This window comes from Flavobacterium sp. Arc2 (assembly GCF_041431385.1).
Classification (GTDB): domain Bacteria; phylum Bacteroidota; class Bacteroidia; order Flavobacteriales; family Flavobacteriaceae; genus Flavobacterium.
The window spans coordinates 158075-177054 of sequence record NZ_JASMRH010000003.1 but is presented as its reverse complement, the minus strand read 5'-3'; the positions used below and the strand labels follow the sequence as shown (position 1 = coordinate 177054).

General features: G+C 34.1%; 18 protein-coding genes, 1 tRNA gene and 1 pseudogene. 2 read left to right on the top strand and 18 right to left on the bottom strand.

The window, feature by feature from the left end:
• Nucleotides 1–12: 12 nt before the first annotated feature.
• Nucleotides 13–429 (bottom strand): hypothetical protein, encoded by a 417-nt coding sequence (locus QO182_RS03120; protein ID WP_371559891.1) that lies wholly within the window; start codon nt 427–429, stop codon nt 13–15.
• A gap of 332 nt (nt 430–761) precedes the next feature.
• Entirely contained in the window at nt 762–2150 is a 1389-nt protein-coding gene (locus QO182_RS03115) for a dipeptidase (protein WP_371543403.1), read from the bottom strand.
• A 113-nt stretch (nt 2151–2263) separates the two neighbouring features.
• On the opposite strand from QO182_RS03115, the gene QO182_RS03110 reads away from it, so the two are divergent.
• Nucleotides 2264–2345 (top strand) — tRNA-Leu (locus tag QO182_RS03110).
• Nucleotides 2346–2661: 316 nt separating this feature from the next.
• Here the strand turns inward: QO182_RS03110 and QO182_RS03105 are convergent.
• From QO182_RS03105 to QO182_RS03065, 9 genes are all read right to left on the bottom strand, one after another.
• Nucleotides 2662–3276: a hypothetical protein gene (locus tag QO182_RS03105; RefSeq protein WP_371559890.1), complete on the bottom strand. Its 615-nt coding sequence runs from the start codon at nt 3274–3276 to the stop codon at nt 2662–2664.
• A gap of 166 nt (nt 3277–3442) precedes the next feature.
• Nucleotides 3443–5218, bottom strand: a complete 1776-nt coding sequence (locus QO182_RS03100) for a DUF885 family protein (RefSeq protein ID WP_371559889.1) — start codon at nt 5216–5218, stop codon at nt 3443–3445.
• 201 nt (nt 5219–5419) lie between these two features.
• Entirely contained in the window at nt 5420–6271 is an 852-nt protein-coding gene (locus QO182_RS03095) for a cytochrome c family protein (protein ID WP_371559888.1), read from the bottom strand.
• A gap of 183 nt (nt 6272–6454) precedes the next feature.
• Complete coding sequence (locus QO182_RS03090; protein WP_371559886.1) at nt 6455–6817, bottom strand: nuclear transport factor 2 family protein; 363 nt, start codon at nt 6815–6817, stop codon at nt 6455–6457.
• Between the two features lie 84 nt (nt 6818–6901).
• Nucleotides 6902–7810, bottom strand: a complete 909-nt coding sequence (locus QO182_RS03085; RefSeq protein WP_371541588.1) for a pseudouridine synthase — start codon at nt 7808–7810, stop codon at nt 6902–6904.
• Nucleotides 7811–8069: 259 nt separating this feature from the next.
• A complete protein-coding gene (locus QO182_RS03080; protein ID WP_371559885.1) occupies nt 8070–9026 on the bottom strand; it encodes a geranylgeranylglycerol-phosphate geranylgeranyltransferase in 957 nt (318 codons plus the stop codon).
• Nucleotides 9027–9098: 72 nt separating this feature from the next.
• Nucleotides 9099–10037, bottom strand: coding sequence for a mevalonate kinase (locus tag QO182_RS03075; protein ID WP_371541583.1), 939 nt, complete (start codon nt 10035–10037; stop codon nt 9099–9101).
• Between the two features lie 50 nt (nt 10038–10087).
• Nucleotides 10088–10282 carry a hypothetical protein gene (locus QO182_RS03070; RefSeq protein ID WP_371541581.1) on the bottom strand — a complete coding sequence of 65 codons (195 nt, stop codon included), beginning with the start codon at nt 10280–10282 and terminating at the stop codon, nt 10088–10090.
• 42 nt (nt 10283–10324) lie between these two features.
• Nucleotides 10325–11428, bottom strand: coding sequence for a diphosphomevalonate/mevalonate 3,5-bisphosphate decarboxylase family protein (locus QO182_RS03065; protein WP_371541578.1), 1104 nt, complete (start codon nt 11426–11428; stop codon nt 10325–10327).
• Nucleotides 11429–11565: 137 nt separating this feature from the next.
• Between QO182_RS03065 and QO182_RS03060 the strand changes: the two genes are divergently transcribed.
• Nucleotides 11566–12042 (top strand): TspO/MBR family protein, encoded by a 477-nt coding sequence (locus tag QO182_RS03060; RefSeq protein ID WP_371541575.1) that lies wholly within the window; start codon nt 11566–11568, stop codon nt 12040–12042.
• A 33-nt stretch (nt 12043–12075) separates the two neighbouring features.
• On the opposite strand, the gene QO182_RS03055 is transcribed toward QO182_RS03060, so the two are convergent.
• From QO182_RS03055 to QO182_RS03025, 7 genes and pseudogenes are all read right to left on the bottom strand, one after another.
• Nucleotides 12076–12819 carry a hypothetical protein gene (locus QO182_RS03055; RefSeq protein WP_371541573.1) on the bottom strand — a complete coding sequence of 248 codons (744 nt, stop codon included), beginning with the start codon at nt 12817–12819 and terminating at the stop codon, nt 12076–12078.
• A 104-nt stretch (nt 12820–12923) separates the two neighbouring features.
• Nucleotides 12924–13162 (bottom strand): annotated as a pseudogene (locus QO182_RS03050) (aminoacetone oxidase family FAD-binding enzyme); the annotation flags it as partial.
• Between the two features lie 76 nt (nt 13163–13238).
• A complete protein-coding gene (locus QO182_RS03045; RefSeq protein WP_371559883.1) occupies nt 13239–13982 on the bottom strand; it encodes a hypothetical protein in 744 nt (247 codons plus the stop codon).
• A 130-nt stretch (nt 13983–14112) separates the two neighbouring features.
• Nucleotides 14113–15213, bottom strand: a complete 1101-nt coding sequence (locus QO182_RS03040; protein ID WP_371559881.1) for a leucine-rich repeat domain-containing protein — start codon at nt 15211–15213, stop codon at nt 14113–14115.
• Between the two features lie 132 nt (nt 15214–15345).
• The gene (locus tag QO182_RS03035) at nt 15346–16554 is read right to left on the bottom strand and encodes an NAD(P)/FAD-dependent oxidoreductase (protein ID WP_371541566.1); all 1209 of its coding nucleotides are present in this window, start codon (nt 16552–16554) and stop codon (nt 15346–15348) included.
• Entirely contained in the window at nt 16551–17228 is a 678-nt protein-coding gene (locus QO182_RS03030; protein ID WP_371559879.1) for a glycerophosphodiester phosphodiesterase, read from the bottom strand. Before QO182_RS03030 ends, QO182_RS03035 begins: the two co-directional genes overlap by 4 nt.
• 82 nt (nt 17229–17310) lie before the next feature.
• Nucleotides 17311–18975 carry an alpha-amylase family glycosyl hydrolase gene (locus QO182_RS03025; protein ID WP_371541561.1) on the bottom strand — a complete coding sequence of 555 codons (1665 nt, stop codon included), beginning with the start codon at nt 18973–18975 and terminating at the stop codon, nt 17311–17313.
• Nucleotides 18976–18980 lie beyond the last annotated feature (5 nt).

Sequence of the window (18980 nt, the reverse complement as noted above, 5' to 3'; positions counted from 1 at the left end):
TTTTTTAAAGTTTTATTGCAAGATTATTTCAGAAGCAAGCTTGCCATTGTTATAATTTCGTTTGATTATTAGTTTTCCTTTATCGTTGTAGAATTCCCAGTTGCCACTGTAAAACCAATGGGCGTATTTTGTGCTGGTGTCTAAAACTGTTTTTCCTCGGGACTGTGTTTTTCCATTTTTGTGATAAAATTTGGTGTAACAGGCATTTCCTTTGTACTTTTCTTTTTTGATTATTTTACCGTCTAGATAATAACGCCATTTTTTTATGGGATCGTCGTTTTTATATTTTCCGACTGATTTATAATGCAGACTGTCTAGTGAATATTGTTCTATCCAAAGACCTTCTCTTTTTTTATTTATTTTTTGGTTGGTTTTACAGGAAAACAAACTCAAAATTAGACAACTTAGAATGATAATTAGTTTTTTCATGTGTTTTTGCTCTACAGAAAAAGATGTTGCTCTACAAATGTAGAACAATTAATTAATAAAACAAGTTTTTGTGTAGAAATATTTAGTTATTAGGAAGTTGCGTTAAGGATAGTAGTGGAAATCCTTATTTGTTTTTACAAATAAGATTGCAGCGGATAGCCTGACCTCGTTGCAGAACGGACGTGTGAATTTGAAAAAAGTTTGTGCAACTAGGGAACGCCCCAAAAAAAATCCGCTCGATGAGGAGCGGATTATTTATTTTAAAAGATTTTCGATACTTATTTGTTTTGTTCTTTTTCAAAAAAACTGGAACTTTCAGTATCTAAGAAATGTTATTTAGACAACTCTACAAAATATTTGTAAAACAACGGAATAGTTTCGATTCCTTTAAGGTAATTGAAGATTCCGAAATGTTCGTTTGGCGAGTGAATGGCATCGCTATCTAAACCAAATCCCATTAGGATTGTTTTGCTTTTTAATTCTTTTTCGAATAAAGCTACAATAGGGATACTTCCGCCAGAACGAACTGGAATAGCCGGAACTCCAAAAGTCTCCGTATATGCCATGTTAGCGGCCTTGTACCCTATGCTGTCGATAGGAGTTACATAACCCTGACCTCCGTGATGTGGCGTAACTTTTACGGTTACTCCAGCAGGAGCGAGGCTCATGAAGTGTTTAGTGAATAACTCAGTAATTTGTTCCCATTCTTGGTTAGGTACTAAACGCATGGAGATTTTAGCGAACGCTTGACTTGCGATAACCGTTTTTGCTCCTGCACCAGTATAACCTCCCCAGATTCCGTTTACGTCTAATGTAGGACGAATAGAGTTTCTTTCGTTAGTCACATATCCTTTTTCGCCATAAACGTCTTTCAGGTCAAGTGCTTTTTTATATTTTTCCAAGCTGAATGGCGCTTTTGCCATTTCGGCTCTTTCTTCAAGAGATAGTTCCTCTACATTGTCATAAAATCCAGGAATGGTAATATGATTGTTTTCGTCATGAAGAGAAGCAATCATTTTTGCCAAAATATTGATTGGATTAGCCACTGCACCACCGTATAAACCGGAATGTAAATCACGGTTGGGTCCTGTAACTTCTACTTCGACATAACTTAATCCGCGAAGACCTGTTGTAATAGAAGGTTGTTGATTTGAGATCATTCCAGTGTCTGAAATTAAAATCACATCATTTTTAAGCTTTTCATTGTTGTTTTCAACAAAGGTTTTTAAGTTTACACTTCCTACTTCTTCTTCACCTTCAATCATGAATTTCACGTTACAAGGCAAAGTATTACTTTGGATCATGTATTCGAATGCTTTTACGTGCATGTACATTTGTCCTTTATCATCACAGGCACCACGTGCAAAAATGGCTCCTTCCGGATGAATGTCGGTTTTTTTTATCACAGGCTCAAATGGGGGAGAAGTCCAAAGCTCCATCGGATCGGCCGGCTGTACATCATAATGACCATAAACTAATACCGTTGGCAAGTTTTTGTCAATTATTTTTTCACCATAAACAATAGGGTAACCGTCAGTTTCACAGATTTCTACAAAATCACAACCTGCTTTTTCCAGACTTACTTTTACCGCTTCAGAAGTCTCAATAACATCTTGCGAGTAGGCTGCATCTGCACTTACAGATGGCATTTTTAATAATTCTATTAACTCGTTGATAAAACGGTCTTTGTTTTCTTGTACGTATGACTTGATATTTTCCATTTATTAACTAATTTTTTATAGTTTCAAAAGTACAAAAAATAGAATTAAAAATTTTTTTTAAAAAATGTTTTGAAAGTTCAAACTTATGTCTATATTTGCACCCACAATTGCACGCGGATATGGTGAAATTGGTAGACATGCCAGACTTAGGATCTGGTGCCGCAAGGCGTGTAGGTTCGAGTCCTATTATCCGCACGAAAAAAGCTTCTCAACTGAGAAGCTTTTTTTTGTTAAATACTTTTTGTTTTTATAAGAGTCCTTGCTTTTCAAACGCTCAGATTATGAAATGCCTTTTTCTGATCTCAAAAAAGGAAATGGTTATCTGGCTAATGCCCCATAAATAAATATAAATGGGTTATCGACTTTTTGTCTTAATCGGATTGATTTGAAAACGTTCAGGTTTACTTGAATTATAGTAATGTATTATATTTAAAAATGATTTATTTTATTTTTAAAATTGGTTGCACCTGTATTTGTTAAGTGGCAATTTGTTCTAAGGCGGCAAATTAATCTAAGTTCTAGCAGTAGTTACAATGCTTCTAATGATTTCATCAAGTTGCCTAGTGCTTTCTAATATCATTTCACAAGTATAAGTTGTGTCAGTATCGAGTAATGTGTTGTCCAAAAAAACAGTTGTGAGTCCGATTAAATTACTTAATGGAGCCCGAACTAGATGGGATTGTTGAAAGACGATGTTTTCTATAATAAGATTTTTTTTTTCATTTTCTTCTACTACCTTTTTCAATTGTATTTGTTCAGCAATATATTTTGTTATATTATGTCCTAGACAAAATACTCCAACAGGATTTTTTTCATCATCAAACATTGCTTTATATTCCCACTGAGTATAAACGTAATCACCCTCGCCGTCATGTTTTCTAATTATCGCCGTAAATAATTTACCTGGATGCTTAAAACATTCGGTAGAGACTTCAAGACAGGTACTAATATCATCAGGATGCATTGTAATATAATAGGGCTGCCCAAGAAAATTGCTATTTATGTGTGAAAATTCTTTAGCGTAATTTCCGTTTACATACGAATAGTTACCATCCATATCAGTGGTTATTATATAAAATAAAGAGGACTCATTCAATAATAGTTTTGTTTGTTCGAAGCTGTTCATCTTTTTTAAATTTGGGTAACTAAAGATAAAGCATTTACTTGTTATTTTCAAAATAAATAGTTGTAGTGAAGTTTTTTATTTTAATGACACTACATCAGTTTATTAGGAATTGGTGGAATACTTCTCAATCGAGAAGTTTTTTTTATGTCTATTATTAAAAAATATTTTATTTTTCTGCAATCCAAGCGTCAATCTTTTTTTCCAATAGGGCCAATGGCATCACGCCAGATTCCAGCACTTTTTCATGAAACTTCTTAATGTTAAATTTAGGGCCCATTTTGTCTTGTGCTCTTTTGCGCAATTCCATGATTTTCAATTGCCCAATTTTATAGGATAAAGCTTGTCCTGGAATCGCCATATAGCGTTCGATTTCTGTAGTAATTCCGGCTTCACTTTCGGCTTCATTTTTCATTGAGTATTGAATAGCTTGTTCCCTGGTCCATCCTTTACTGTGGATTCCTGTGTCAACAACTAGGCGTACCGCTCTGTGCATTTCATTTCCTAACATGCCAAAATATTGGTAAGGATCTTTATACAAGCCTAATTCTTGACCTAGACTTTCTGTGTATAGAGCCCAGCCTTCGCCGTAAGCGCCAAACCAATTGTATTTTCTGAAATCAGGTAACGCGGTATTTTCTTGTTGTAAAGAGATTTGGAAATGATGTCCAGGAATTGCTTCGTGCAAAAATAAATCTTCGTCGCCATACATGTTGTATTCTTTGACATCTGGTATTGGTACATAAAAAATACCAGGACGTGAACCGTCTGCGGTACCTTGACTGTATTCTGCACTAGCTGTTTTTTCTCTAAATGCTTCTGTTCTCCTAATTTCAAATTTTGTTTTGGGCTGGAGTGAGAATAACTTGTCTACGTTTGGTTTTATTGTAGTGTAGATTCTTTCAAAATTAGCAATTACCTCTTCTGGCTTTTTGAATGGTTTTAGTTCGGGCTTGTTTCTTACGAAATCAAAAAATTCAAGTAATGTTCCTTTAAAGCCAACCTGAGCTTTTACCTTTTCCATTTCCGCATTTAATCTTGCTACTTCTTTTAATCCTAACTCATGAATTTCTCCAGGAGTCATGTTAGTTGTAGTCCACTGCTTTGCGTAAGTGGCATATAGTTCTTTCCCAAAAGGTAAACTTCCTATGCCACTGGTTAATCTAGATGCGGGCAGGTATTCGTTTTTAAGAAAAGCAGTCATTTTTTTAAACTGAGGAATCAGTTTGTCATTGATTGCGGCGGTATACTTGGCCGTTAAATTCTTCTTTGTTTCTTCAGAAAATGTAGAAGGCATTAAATTGATGGAAGAATAAAACAGATTGTCTTTTATATTAGCGGTGGGCATATTTTCAAACTGCGGAATCACTTTCGTAGTCAATGCTTTTGGTAATACAATTCCTTGTTCGATTCCTTTTTTCATATAAACCATTGCTGAATCAATCCAGACGCTATACGAGTCCATTCTCTTTAGGAAATTGGTGTAATCTTTTTCTGTTTTAAAGGGTTGTGCGCTGGTTCCGCCTGCATATTGCCCCATTGTTAAATGGGTTCCCCAAAACTGATGAATCGGTATCAGGTTAGTAGGTTGTTTTAATAATTCTTTACCAACTTCAACTTCCCATTTTATAATTTCATAACTATTTTTTTCTTCAGGGGTAAGTTCTGTGTCTTTAACCTTATTTAAGGCAGTTTCATATTTATTGAAAAAAGTTAATTGATCTTTTCTGAAACTGTCAGTCATCTCAAACTGTAACTTATCGTTGTACTCATTTTGACCGCTTTGCGTTGCGCTCAAAGGATCCAAGGTATTTTTATCGTCGAAATAGCTTTTTGTTAAGGCGCTAAAGTCTCTTTTGTCAATCTCTTTATTGTTCTCTTTTTTGCAATTCACAAGCAGTAAGGAAAAAATAGGTAATAAAATAAGGACGGATGTTCTTTTCATATCAATTAATTGTTGGGTAGCTGAAGCTAATTTACTCAAAAAAATTGATTTCAGATTAATAATAGTTTTCTTCGAAATAATTCGCATGTGATGTTCTGTTTTTTAGACTATTACAAGAACGGCTTATAAAGTGAGAAGCTATTTTGATATCTAAAAATGAAGTTGTTTTTTTAAAAAACTCTTTCTGAATTTAATGTGGTTTTATAGCTTATGGTTTGCCATGTATTCTAAATAATAGACAATTTCATCTATGTCTTTTGCAGTGACGTTTGCAGGAATTGGCATTTTTACTCCATTCCTAAAGGAAGCGGGATTCTTGATGAATTCTTTTAATTGTTTTTTGTCCCAATATTCGGTTACGCTTTTCGGGTAATTTAATTCCGGTCCCATATTTCCTCCAGTCTTATTAATGGAATGGCAAGTGACGCAATTTTTGTTGAATAATTCAAAGCCTAGCTGAGCCTTAGCGTCATCTTTGGGGAACAGTAAAGCGATATTTTGACTGTTAGCGACAAGGTGTATTTTTATAAGGTTGTAAGGCCATTTTAGATCAGTGTCTTTTGTGGACACCTCTTGGTAAACTAAATAAAAAGGAGCCGCATTCATTTCGTGTCCGTCTTTAGTAATTTTTGACCATAACTGTCCTTTTGGTGCGTCTACATCACTAACGGCAAGAAATGATTTTACCGAAACAAATTGTTGCAAGGGCATCATCGGTTTGTATCCGTCTTCGCATTCAAAGACAATTTGGTATTTATTAATGTCTATGTTTTTTATAGCAGTGTAGCTATTTAGTAAATCGAGAAAAGGAAGTGCATTGTAGTGTTTTGTGCTGTGGTAAACGGGGTCGTTAGCTACGGTTACTACTTGAGTTTTTTTTAATTTACCAAGCTTTTGCAAATCTATTAAATTGATACTTAGTGAATCTCGTGTTTGGTTTTGTGTATTGGTAAAAATATTTTTTTTGGCTATAGCGCTTGGTTTTTCCTTTTGCTGGCAACTTGCAAATGAAATTAACAGTAGTACAAATAAATTAAGATAGAGTGTACGCATTATTCTATTTTGAATGAAAGCCTTTAATTGACAAAATTTAAGAGAGATATGGATATTCAAAATTAGGCAATTATTTGCTATAATTTACGATGAAAGCCTTTTATGAGACTATTGAAGTAGTGTTATAAAAAAAAATCCATTTCGATCTAGTCGAAATGGATTTTTAGAATATAAATTATACTTTTATCCGTGATATACTCTTGAAGCAACAATTTTGTCTTCTCTTATGTCTAATACTTCTGCAACAAGCATTTCATCTTCTCCATCTACTGTTCTTATGTATTCCATAAAAACGCGGTCGCCGTTTGCGGTAAGTGAAGTCACTTTGTAGTTTAAGGTAGGTAAACGCTCAAAAGCATCCTGCCACCATTCGCGTAATGCTTGTTGTCCTTTTACAATACCATTTGTTTCCGGCTTGTGGATTTTTAGTTTAGGACTATAGTGCGCGGCATCTTCATCGTATAAAGCTAAGAGTTTTTCTAATTCTTTATTGTTGAAAGTCTCAAACCATTTAAATGCAATTGATTGTAATTTTTCTGGCGTCATGGTGTAGGCTTTGTATATTTAATTAAAAAAATCCCATTCGTTTGTCACGAACGGGATTTTCTATGTAATAATTTCAATGAAGTATTATACGTTTTTCAAGTTGATGATTTCTTGATCAGTAAGTAATCTCCAGTTTCCTCTTGGTAGGTTTTTCTTAGTCAAACCTGCAAACGATACTCTGTCAATTCTTAAAACATCATAACTAAAATGTTCAAAAATAGAACGAACTACTTTTACATTTGATGATCTTAATTTCAATCCTATTTCGCTTTTAGCTTCTCCTTCAATATAGCTTATGTCTTCTACAAAAACACGGTGTCCGTCAAGAGTTAACCCTTTGTTGATTTTTTCTAAATCTTCAAATTTCAGATTTTTGTCTAAAGATACGTGGTAGATTTTAGATGATTTTTGGCTTGGTAAAGTGAATTTACGCAACATGTCTGTATCGTTTGTAAACAATAAAAGACCAGTTGTGTTTTTATCCATTCTTCCTACAGCTCCAATTTTTGCAGTTGTAGAACCTTTTACTAATTCTAAAACATTACGAAATTCCTGACCTTCATCAAGTGCTGTCGTAAAGTTTTTAGGCTTGTTTAATAAAATGTAAACTTTTTTCTCAGGAGTCAAAGTTGCTCCGTCAAAATTCACTACATCACCCGGTTTAACCATGTATCCCATTTCAACAACAGGGATTCCATTTACTTTTACGTTTCCGGATTGAATGTAAATATCAGCATCACGACGTGAGCAAGCACCAGAATTGGCGATATATTTATTCAAACGAATTTCGTCTTTAACTTTAGGTCTCTTAGGTGCCTGATTCGGTTTTTTTTCAACCTTGTCAGAAACTACTTCTGCAACTTTAGTGTTTATTTTTACTTTTTTTGGCCCTTGTGCCCTTTTTTGCATCGCAGGTTTTGGCTTATTAGAGCTAGGTCTAGAACTCGTTGGTCTAGCACCGCTTTTTTTATTATTGCCTTCCTTATTATTCATAATATTCCATAATTTGTGCAAAGATAGTATTTATATTATTGCTAATCGATATAAGGCAATTATAAAACGGTAACTATCTAATTAATAAGTTTTTATTTTGTTTTCTTGGAGCTGTTTCCACTCCCGAAGCGTTGGGGCAGTATATCTTTTTATTCTGAACTTGTTTCAGAATCCGGAAACAAGTTCAGGATAAACAGGATGTCATTTCAATCAGGGTAAGAAAAATATAAAAATCAGGTTTTAAAGCGGTGATTTTCGCTTATATAAGCAGTAATAGTTTCTTTCCACTCCATAATACGGAGGGGTTAATCAACACGATGCAAAAGACACCAGAGACAATCAAGAATTTAAGTACGTTGTGAAGTAATAGGTACTGTTCCTTTTTAGTGGACTTCCACAAGTAAAGGACAAAGAAAATCAAGACAATGAAGCTGAAGTAAAAATAAATATCCATGTAACCCACATCATAAATTTCGATCAGCATATAAACAGGTAAGATGGTTAGCACTGTTAGGGCTGTTATTATTTTTTTAGAAAGTATTTCGCCATAGACAATGGGAATCGTTTTGTAATCATTAGCCAAGTCCCCTTTTATATTTTCTAAATCTTTGATCATTTCACGTATGAGAATCAATAGCGAAAGAAAACTAGCGTGGGCAAAAATAACAGCGAAATGTCCTTTGTAATTTTCGAATTCTTCAAAGGTAAGATCGTTATAGTAATGCAACAATATTGCAAAAAACGGAATAACAGCTAGTAAAGCAGCAGTTAGATTTCCTATTACGGGGTATCTTTTTACTTTATGCGAGTAAAACCAAATCAAGAAGATGTACGCTGAAAAGAATAAAAAAGCACGCCATGATATAAATAGAGCCATTATGGCTACAATGAAATTCAGCGAAAAGTACACAGTAAGTTTTGTTTTCTGGCTAACCAGTCGGTCAAGCATAGACTTATTAGGACGGTTAATCAAATCTTTTCGGCTGTCATAAAAGTTATTAATGATGTAGCCTGAAGCAATTGTTAACGAGGAAGCAAAGACAAGAATGAATAAGTTGAAATCGAGTAGTACAGCGAGTGCTCTTTTTTCAGGAGCTAGGATAAAAATGGCTGAAAGGTATTGCGCCAAAATAATAATAGGAATATTATATCCTCTTACCACCGAGAATAAACTTACGATCTTCATTATTAAAAGCTTCTGCTTTCTGCCTAACATGGTGTTTTTTTAAAAGATTAAAGCTTAAAATCACGAGGGATTTTAAGCTTTAAATAGATTTTTTATTGCCAATTAAAACTGGTACACTACTTCTAGTTTATAGTCTTTCAAGGAAACTTTAGCGCGTTCTAAATCTTCGGTAAAACCTAAGATGTAACCACCTCCGCCAGAACCACATAATTTTAGGTAGTAATCATTAGTATCAATTCCTTTTTGCCAAATAGCATGGAATTGTTCTGGAATCATAGGTTTGAAATTATTCAAAACTACGCTTGATAATTTTTTAGTATTCATAAACAATGCTTTCATGTCTCCGCCAAGGAAATTTTCTACACAAGCATCAGTATATTTTACAAACTGATTTTTTAGCATGGTACGGAAGCCTTTGTCTTTTAGGTTTTCCATGAAGATACTCACCATAGGGGCCGTTTCTCCAACAATTCCTGAATCTAACAAAAATACAGCGCCTTTTCCATCCAAAATTTGATTTGGAATGCCAGTGGCTTCAATATTATCTTTAGAATTAATTAATATTGGTATACTTAAATAGCTGTTTAAAGGATCTAATCCTGAGCTTTTTCCGTGAAAAAAGCTTTCCATTTGAGAGAATATATTTTTTAATTGCAATAGTTTCTCGCGTGTCAAATTCTCAAGAACAGTAATTTTGTTTTGAGCATATTTGTCGTAGATAGCTGCTACTAGAGCACCACTACTTCCTACACCATATCCTTGTGGAATGCTAGAGTCAAAATACATTCCTGTTTCAATATCGCTTTTTAATTCAGCTAAATCAAAAGTTGCCAACTCCGGTTGCTCGTTTTGCATTGTTTCAAGATAATCAGCAAAACGCTTCAAACTTGCATTAGATGCAATCGCTTGGGGAGATGGATCTTCATCTCTTTTCAATGCGCCATTATAAAAGTTATAAGGAATCGAAAGCCCTTTCGAGTCACGAATAATTCCGTATTCTCCAAAGAGTAATATTTTTGAGTAAAATAAAGGTCCTTTCATATTTTCGTGAATTATCAATTTGGGGTTGGTAATTATATTGGTATTATTTTTTATAATTCTACTTGATCTCCTCGATTCTCTTCCAGAATCTTGAACTCAATTTCTTCTTGTTGTTCAGGAGACAATTCGTTCCAAACCGTTTTTTTATGCAATTCGAAAATGTTTTTTATGGCTTCAACAATAGAACTATCATTGGTTTCTATCAATAATTTAATTATTTCTAATTTTTCTACTGGAATATCCATAAATTCAATGCTTTGGATATAAAGGTAAGCAAAAAAATGGAATTAATTAGATACAGCTCCATTTCCAATTTCGTCACAAATGTACTGCCCATTTTGGCAAAAGCCAACTAATTCGTCCTGAATAAATTGCAAAACTTTTTCGCTAACGTTTTCGGGATACAATACATGGACATTTGCTCCGGCATCGAGTGTAAAACACACTGGGATTTTAGTGTCATTTCTGAATTTCCAAATCGCATTAATGATTTGCAAAGTGTTTGGTTTCATTAAAATAAAATACGGCATTGATGTCATCATCATCGCATGTAAAGTCAAGGCTTCGCTTTCGACTACTTTAATAAATTCTTCCAAATTCCCGCTTTCAAAAATCGCAATTAGTTTGTCTAGGTTTTCGTGCGCTTGGGCAAATCGTCTTTCAGCATAGGGATGATCGTGCATCAAATCATGACCTACAGTGCTCGAAACTTGTTTTTCGCCTTTGTCAACTAGTAGAATAGTATCTTGGTAATTCTTGAAATTCTCGTGAATGGGATTTGGAAATTCGACTCCATATAAATCAGAGCTTCCTTTAATATTAGCTTGGTTTCCCCAAACCACTACTTGTCCTTTTACGCTTCGGCAAGCACTTCCTGACCCCAATCTTGCCAAAAAAGAAGCCTTTTGATAAAAGTATTCTTGCGACATTTCCGGATTCAACTCTTTTTCTAAACTCATAAAGTTCATCGCTAAAGCCGCCATTCCAGATGCTGATGAAGCGATTCCAGAGCTATGAGGAAAGGTGTTTTGAGTGTCTATAGTAAAATGATATTCTTTCAAAAAAGGCAAGTAGATTTCGATTCGCTCTAAGAATTTTGCAATTTTAGGCTTGAAATCTTCTTTTGGTTTGCCTTCAAAAAGTAAATCAAACGAAAAAGTATTATTTGCCGCATTGAGCGTAGTTGAAATGTCTTTTTTGGTGAAAGCTAGCGTAGTAACAGTTTTACAGTTGTTCAAGGTAAAACTCACCGATGGATTAGCTGGGATTTGATTGTCTTTTTTTCCCCAATATTTCACCAAAGCGATATTGCTGGGAGCACTCCAATGGAACGTACCACTTTCTATATTATGAGAATAAGCTTTAGGGATAAAATCGTTTGTTGTCAACATGAAATATAAAATTTACGCAAAGATACTTTTTTGGTTTATACGTTCCTTGTATTATTTTTTTGAAACGCATACATTGATGGATTTTAATTTTAAATATGCTGAAGTTTGACTATTTTTGGCGCAAATAGAAAACCAAAATGAATAAGCTTACCAAAATACTTACTGTTGTTGTTACCTGTCTTGCGATTGGTTATTTTTCTGGAAATTCGACTCGTTCTGCCATTTTAGACTGGTATCCAACATTGATAAAGCCAAGTTTTAACCCTCCAAATTGGATTTTTGCGCCAGTGTGGAGTATGTTGTATATTATGATGGGAATTGCTGCCGGACTGGTTTGGGATCGTATGGAATCAGATAAAGAAAATGTAAAGAAAGCATTAATTGTTTTTGCAATACAATTAGCACTAAATGCGCTGTGGTCGTATTTATTCTTTGGCTTACACAACCCTATGTTAGCAGGATTGGAAATTATTGTTCTTTGGTTGATGATTTATGAAACCTACCTTCAGTTTTCTAAAATTAATAAAATCGCTGGTTATTTATTTATACCGTATTTGGCTTGGGTAAGTTTTGCTGCTGTATTAAATGGAAGTATTTGGTGGTTGAATAAGTAATAATCACTTTGTATAAAGAGATGGAAAAGCAAATTATTTTTTTGAAGTAGCGAGCTTTTTAAACTCCGTGTTTTTGGCGAATAAAAAATCCATCGTGCTCAGCGTATTGTTGTTTGCAGCAACTATTTTTGATTTAGGATCTGCTTCGCAGTACTGAAGGAATAGTTCAATTTCATCAGCTTGTAGCTTTAAATTTTCACGATAGAATTTTTGGGCGAAGTCTTTTTTTGCCAGTGTGGAAAATTCAATTTCAGGAAGTGCTTTTTTGACTTCCTCTTTTTCTTTTATAAATAGACCTAAAACCATACCGCCAATTCGCTTCAGATCCATTCCGTTTTCAATTGTTCCCATATTAACACCAATAACTTTTGGAGTGGTTGCATTTTTTTCTATTGCATATTGGTCAATCTTTTTTTGTTCCCATGTGTCATCCATACTTAGTTTAATAGATGGCATATTTGTAATGACCACTTCGTTTAATTCCTCGGCTTTTAGAATTAATTCAACGACTAATTCGTCTTTGGTGAATAGTTTGGGGTTAAGTGTGATTTTTTTTACTTGATGTTCTTTAGATACAAATACTAGGATGTCATTCGTTTTTGCAATAATTGAAAAGTCTCCATTTGCATCAGAGACTGTAAGTATTTTTGTATTCGCATTGATGACTTCAACTTTAGGTATTGCATAATTATTAAATATGACTTTGCCTTTAATTGTTTGTGAAAAGCTAAAATGAGAAGTGAATAAAATTAGTGCACTGAGTAGTTTTACTTTCATAGGTTTCGAATCTAATAACTTGATAGTAAATTTATTAGATTCGTCTTAATGAAAGCTTAGTAAACATGTAAATTCTTGTTAATTATTTATCTGAAATATTGATACTAGCTACTACTCGCGAGAATAAATCCGGTTGTCCACGTATTCTGAAAATTAAAACATCTAGTAATTGCATCGATATTCACAATTTCTCCGGTAAAATAATTTTTTTTGGGTAGCTTGTTTTCTATGGTTTAAAGTTGATTTCCTTTTAATTTATTCCACCGGCAGTAACAAATTCTTCTTTAAAAGTACTTTTACCATTTATTTCAACAGTTCCATTTGTCAGCTGGTTTGATAGGTTGTACTATGGTAGTAAATGCAAGTGTTGGGTGGTTGAATAAGTACTAATCAGTTCGTTCAACGGGATGAAAAGGAATTTACTTTTTTGAAGCAGCGAACTTTTTAAACTCCGTAATTTTGGAGAATAAAAAATCCATTGTACTTAGCGTATTGTTGTTTGCTGCAACTATTTTTGATTTGGGGTCTGCTTCACAGAACTGAAGGAACAGCTCAATTTCATCAGCTTGTAGCTTTAAGGTTTCGAGATAGAATTTTTGGTCGTAACTGTTTTTTGCCAGTGTAGAAAATTCAATTTCAGGAACTGCTTTTTTGACTTCCTCTTTCTCTTTTTTAAGTAGACTTGCAACAAATCCTCCTATTCGCATTATATTCAGTCCTTTATTTATATTTAAATCATCAATCATTAGAGGCTTTAAAATTTTATCAGCTCTATCTGCCGCGATCTCATCTCTTTGTACTTGTTCCACTTCTGGGGCAGCTGATAAGGTAATTGCTGGGGTATTTGTGATAAGAACTTCGTTTAGTTCTTCTGCATTTAATGATAATTCAACGATTAGCGGCGTATTACTAATTGTTTCAGGAGTAAGTGTTATTTTTTTTAGCTCGTGTTCTTTAGATACAAATACTAGTATATCATTCGCTTTTGCAATAATTGAAAATTCTCCATTTGCATCAGAAACTGCAAGTGTTTTTGTACTAGAATTAACGACTTCGACTTTAGGAATTGCATAATTATTAAAGACTACTTTACCTTTAATTGTTTGTGAGAAACTAAATTGAGAAGTGAATAGAATTAGTGCACTGAGTAGTTTTACTTTCATAGGTTTCGAATCTAATAACTTGATAGTAAATTTATTAGATTCGTCTTAATGAAAGCTTAGTAAATATGTAAAATCTTGTTAATTATTGCGAGATTCGTTTTGTTAAATAGGTTTTTTACGGGAATAACTTTTAAAAGCAATCAGTTACTACGCTACAATTATAACCATGTAATGCAACATGACTTAAGACTTCGTCTTTTTCGCTTGAATCACAACAAATATATTTTAGATTTGGGTTATTTTCTATGGAATAGCTTCTGAAATTACTTTCGTTTTTTATAATTAAAGATTCTAATTTGTTTACTGAACAAGATAGGTATTCAATTTTTTTTGAATTTCTCAAATCTAAGCTAATCATTTTATTGTTGGTTAAATCAAGATTAAAAAGCTCAACCAAATCTGAAGTGTCAAGTGATGTCAAATTATTGCCCCAACAACCTAAATTTTTCAAGTTTTTACAATTTTTGAGTGTTAATGCGGTTATTTGGTTTCTATTACATTCTAAACCAAATAACTTAATACAATTGGTAGCATTTATTGTCTTTAAATTATTTTCAGTGCAATTTAGAGAGATGAGATTTTCCAGGTTTTGTACATCTAAATTTGTTAACTTATTATTAGAAATATATAAATTCTCTAATTTTTTTAGTTGCAGTAATGATATTTCTGTTAGTGAGTTGTAAGCACCTTCCAAACGAGCAATATTATTGGCGCCTGTAATATTCAGCGAAGAGATTTGGTTATGTTGAAAATAAATAATTCGTAAGCGACTTAATCCTTTAAGATTTAAAGCTGTTAATAGATTGTTGTTGCAGTGTATTTGTTCTAAGTTTGGCGAGTTAGACAGGTCTAATGTTTTTAGTTCATTATCGTCACAACGAATTATAATAAGATTTTTAAATGCCGAAATTCCTTCCAATGATGTAATTCCTGATTTGCGAAGGTCTAAATAGCCCACTTTTTCTGCTTCACAAACTTGGATTTCACCGTCATTATTTTCGTCTATTTTAATGCTTTCATTTATTAAGCTTCCAACAATTAAATTAGAAGATGTAGAAGCTAATAGCTTTGCTTTGAAAACTGGATCTGGTATGTTTAAAATTTGGCCTTCAATACATTTTTGGTCGTCATCTACTTTGTCGTCATCGCAGGTACAAGCAGTTATAAATAGAAAAAGAATAAAAAAACTAAAAGGAACAAATAATTTTTTAAGTGTAATTCTATTTTTCATTTTCACGATATATTTATAAATGAATCAAATTTTATTGTTTGCTAACTCAAAAATATATCTTTTTCGCATAGGAATCACTAGTTTTTTTAAAATAAGTGATTCCTATGTAAGGTATTAAATGGAAGATGAAAACTAAATGCTATTCGCCAGAATAAACCCACTTGTCCACGCATTCTGGAAATTAAATCCGCCCGTAATGGCGTCAATATTCACTATTTCTCCTGCGAAATAAAGATTTTTGTGTAGTTTGCTTTCCATGGTTTTGAAGTTGATTTCCTTCAAATCAATTCCACCGGCTGTAACAAATTCTTCTTTAAAGGTGCTTTTTCCGTTTACTTGAAAAGTACCGTTCGTCAATTGATTCGATAGGTTTTGCAATTGCGCTTTCGATAAATCAGCCCATTTGGTTTCGGTTTCTATTCCTGAAGCCAGCACTAAGCTTTCCCACAAACGATTTGGGAAGTCAAAAGGTGATTTCTTAGATACCGCTTTTTTGGCGTGTTCTTGTTTTAGTTCTTTTAGTTTTTTCTCAGCATCACTAGCATCGACATCATTTAGCCAATTCACAAAAATGGTAAACTGATAGTTTTTGTCATGTAATATTCTTGCTCCCCAAGCCGAAAGTTTTAAAACAGCAGGACCGCTCATTCCCCAGTGCGTAATTAATAGAGGACCTGTCGATTCGAGTTTAGTGTCTTTTACTTTAACGGTAACTTGCGCCGCCACACCTGGTAATTCCTTGATTCTTGAATCTTTGATGTTAAAAGTAAATAGGGAAGGGACTGGGCTTACAATCGCATGACCGTAAGTTTGTAACATTTCCCATATTTTAGGGTTGCTTCCTGTTGCTAAAATTAATTTTTCGGCAAGATAGTTCTCGTTTTGGGTTTCTATTTTCCAGATATTTTCCTTCTTGAAGATAGATTGTACGCTTTGTCCTGTCAAGACTTCGATTCCTAATTTTTGTGTTGCTTGTAAAAAGCATTCGATAATAGTTTGTGACGAATTGGAAACGGGAAACATTCTTCCGTCATCTTCAATTTTGAGTTCGACACCATGTTTCTCAAACCATTCAATGGTGTCACCAGAACAAAATTGATGAAAAGGACCACGAAGTTCTTTCTCGCCACGCGGGTAATACTTCACTAGTTCGTTTGGTTCAAAACAAGCGTGGGTTACGTTGCAACGCCCTCCGCCAGAAATGCGGACTTTTTGCAGTACTTCGGCACCACGTTCTAATATGGCTACTTTTAGTTTTGGGTTTTTCTCCACAATGTTAATTGCGGTAAAAAAACCTGCTGCTCCACCACCTACTATTATTATATCAAAATTTTGGTTCATATTCTATCTGGAAAATCGCTTATGATTCCGTTTACGTTAAATGATTTTATTTTTTTTATTTCGTCTTGCTCGTTAACCGTCCAAGGGAAAACTTCGAATCCCTCTTCCTGTAGTTTAGCCGTGTTCTCGGCGGTTAACAAATGGAAATCAGGATGGATTGATTTTGCCTGAATAAATTTGGCGAAAGCCAACGCCAGATCTATATTTGTTTCAGTTAACACACCAATACGTATTTCTGAATTTAAAAGAGCAACTTGTTGTAATGCCTTCCAATCAAAACTGGAAACTACAAATTGGCTGTAATTCCAATGCTTTTTGGCAATGAATTTTTCGATTAAAGCAACCACTTTATGTGCAGTTTCATAACTTTTCAATTCGATATTAACATCACAGCGTTGATTAATGAAGTTTAATACTTCAGTTAATGTCGGGATGCGTTGATTTTTCTCAATCTGGAATTGTTTCAGTTCTTGCAACGTGAGTTGGTTTATCGTACCTTTTCCATTAGTTGTTCGGTCAATTGTCTCGTCATGAATGACCATTATTTCCCCATCTGCACTTAAATGTACATCTAGTTCAATGTCATCCACATGCAGGTCAATTGCTTTCTGGAAACCAATAAGGGTATTCTCCGGTTCATAACCTCTAGCGCCACGATGACCTATTTTTAACATTGGATTGATTTTTTACAAAGGTAACATAAATAAAAAAGCACGAACCGGAATCGATTCGTGCTTTTTGTATAACAATGTATTTTTATCTTTTTTCCAATAATACGATATCGAAATCAGTTTTTATTTTAATTCTACCTTTAGATACTTCAGCGGTTTTTCCAGAATAAGCATCTCTAACTCGGGTTCCATCTGCAAATACAGCTGACACTTCTAGCACTTTTTTACCGATAGGTAAATCTAACCCAATTAAGACCTGATCATTGTAGGTTCCTTTAGAATACGTTCTTGAAAAAGTATAAGGCTGCGCTGAAATTTCTTTGTGTACACCAGCACCGATAGCAGGGTGGTTTTTGCGAAATTTCCCCAGTTTTCTCCAATGGGCTAGTGTCTTTTTAACTTCAGGATTGACTTTAATTTCATTCCAGTTCATAAATGAACGTAAGGTTGCATCACCTTGTGTTCCTTCAATGACTAAAGGACGGGCACTTTCATCACCGTAATACACTTGCGCAACTCCTGGAGAAAGTAATAGTTTTGTTCCCGCTTCAATAGTTTTGGTTCTTTTTGCGTCAAATGGACCACCATCATCATGAGACGATAAATAATTCAAAACACTATATCCTTTCAACTCGCCGTTTAGGATTTTGGAATATTTTGAGAATATAAATTCATAGTCTTTTTGAGCGTCATATTTAAACTCAAAATTGATCATGTTGTTAAAACCATTTTCGAAATAATTTACCTTTTTGTCTCCAAAATCAAAATTTTTCCCAGCACTGATATTATAATTGTATACTTCGGCAATGGTGTAAAAAGGATTATTGTCTAAGACTTTTGTTGGATTGTTTTTCTTCCAAGTGGCAAAGGCATAGTCGCTTTGTGTTTTGAAATCAGCCCAAACACTTTCTTCAGTGTGTTTTACTGTATCGGCACGGTATCCGTCGATTCCATATTCAGTAATATAATCCGTTAACCATTTGATGATATAATAACGAGGTGTCTTGGGGTAGCCAGTTCGTTTGAAGAACGCATCCAATTCTTTCATTTCCTGGTCGTAACGTCCTTCTTTTTTCCATTTTTCGATCAAAAAAGGAGGGAGGTCAACATTTTGTGTACTCTCTGTTCTAATGTCTGGAAGGTTAGCAACCAATGTACAGGCAGTAGTATTTTGATAATTTTTATAATCACAAACAGGACTGGTACGCACCCAGTAATTTGGCCATGCAACATCTATATCTGTAACGGGTCCAGTATGATTGATTACGCCGTCCAGAACAATTCTAATTCCGTGCGCATGTGCTTTTTTAACTAAGTTTGCCAAGTCTGCTTTTGTTCCAAAGTTAGGATCCAATGCCGTCCAATCTTTAGCCCAATAACCATGAAATCCATAACTTAAACCGCTTCCTTCATCTACAGCATCATGAATTTGTTCCACTATTGGTGTAAACCAAATAGCATTGATTCCTAATTTATCGAAATAACCTTCGTCAATTTTTTTTGTGATTCCCTTGATATCGCCTCCTTCAAAACCACGCAGTTTTCCAGCAGTTTTTGTCCGGTCAAAATTGAGATCGTTTGTTTTGTCTCCATTATTGAATCGATCTGTCATTAAGAAATAGACAGAAGCCGCTTCCCAAACAAAGGGCACTTTTTTTCTGGTTGTTTTTTCTGCGAGTGGTTGCGTTGTGGTACAGCTCACAAAGAAAGATAAGGTTAACAGTAGTACTACGCTTGAATATTTTTTCATTATTG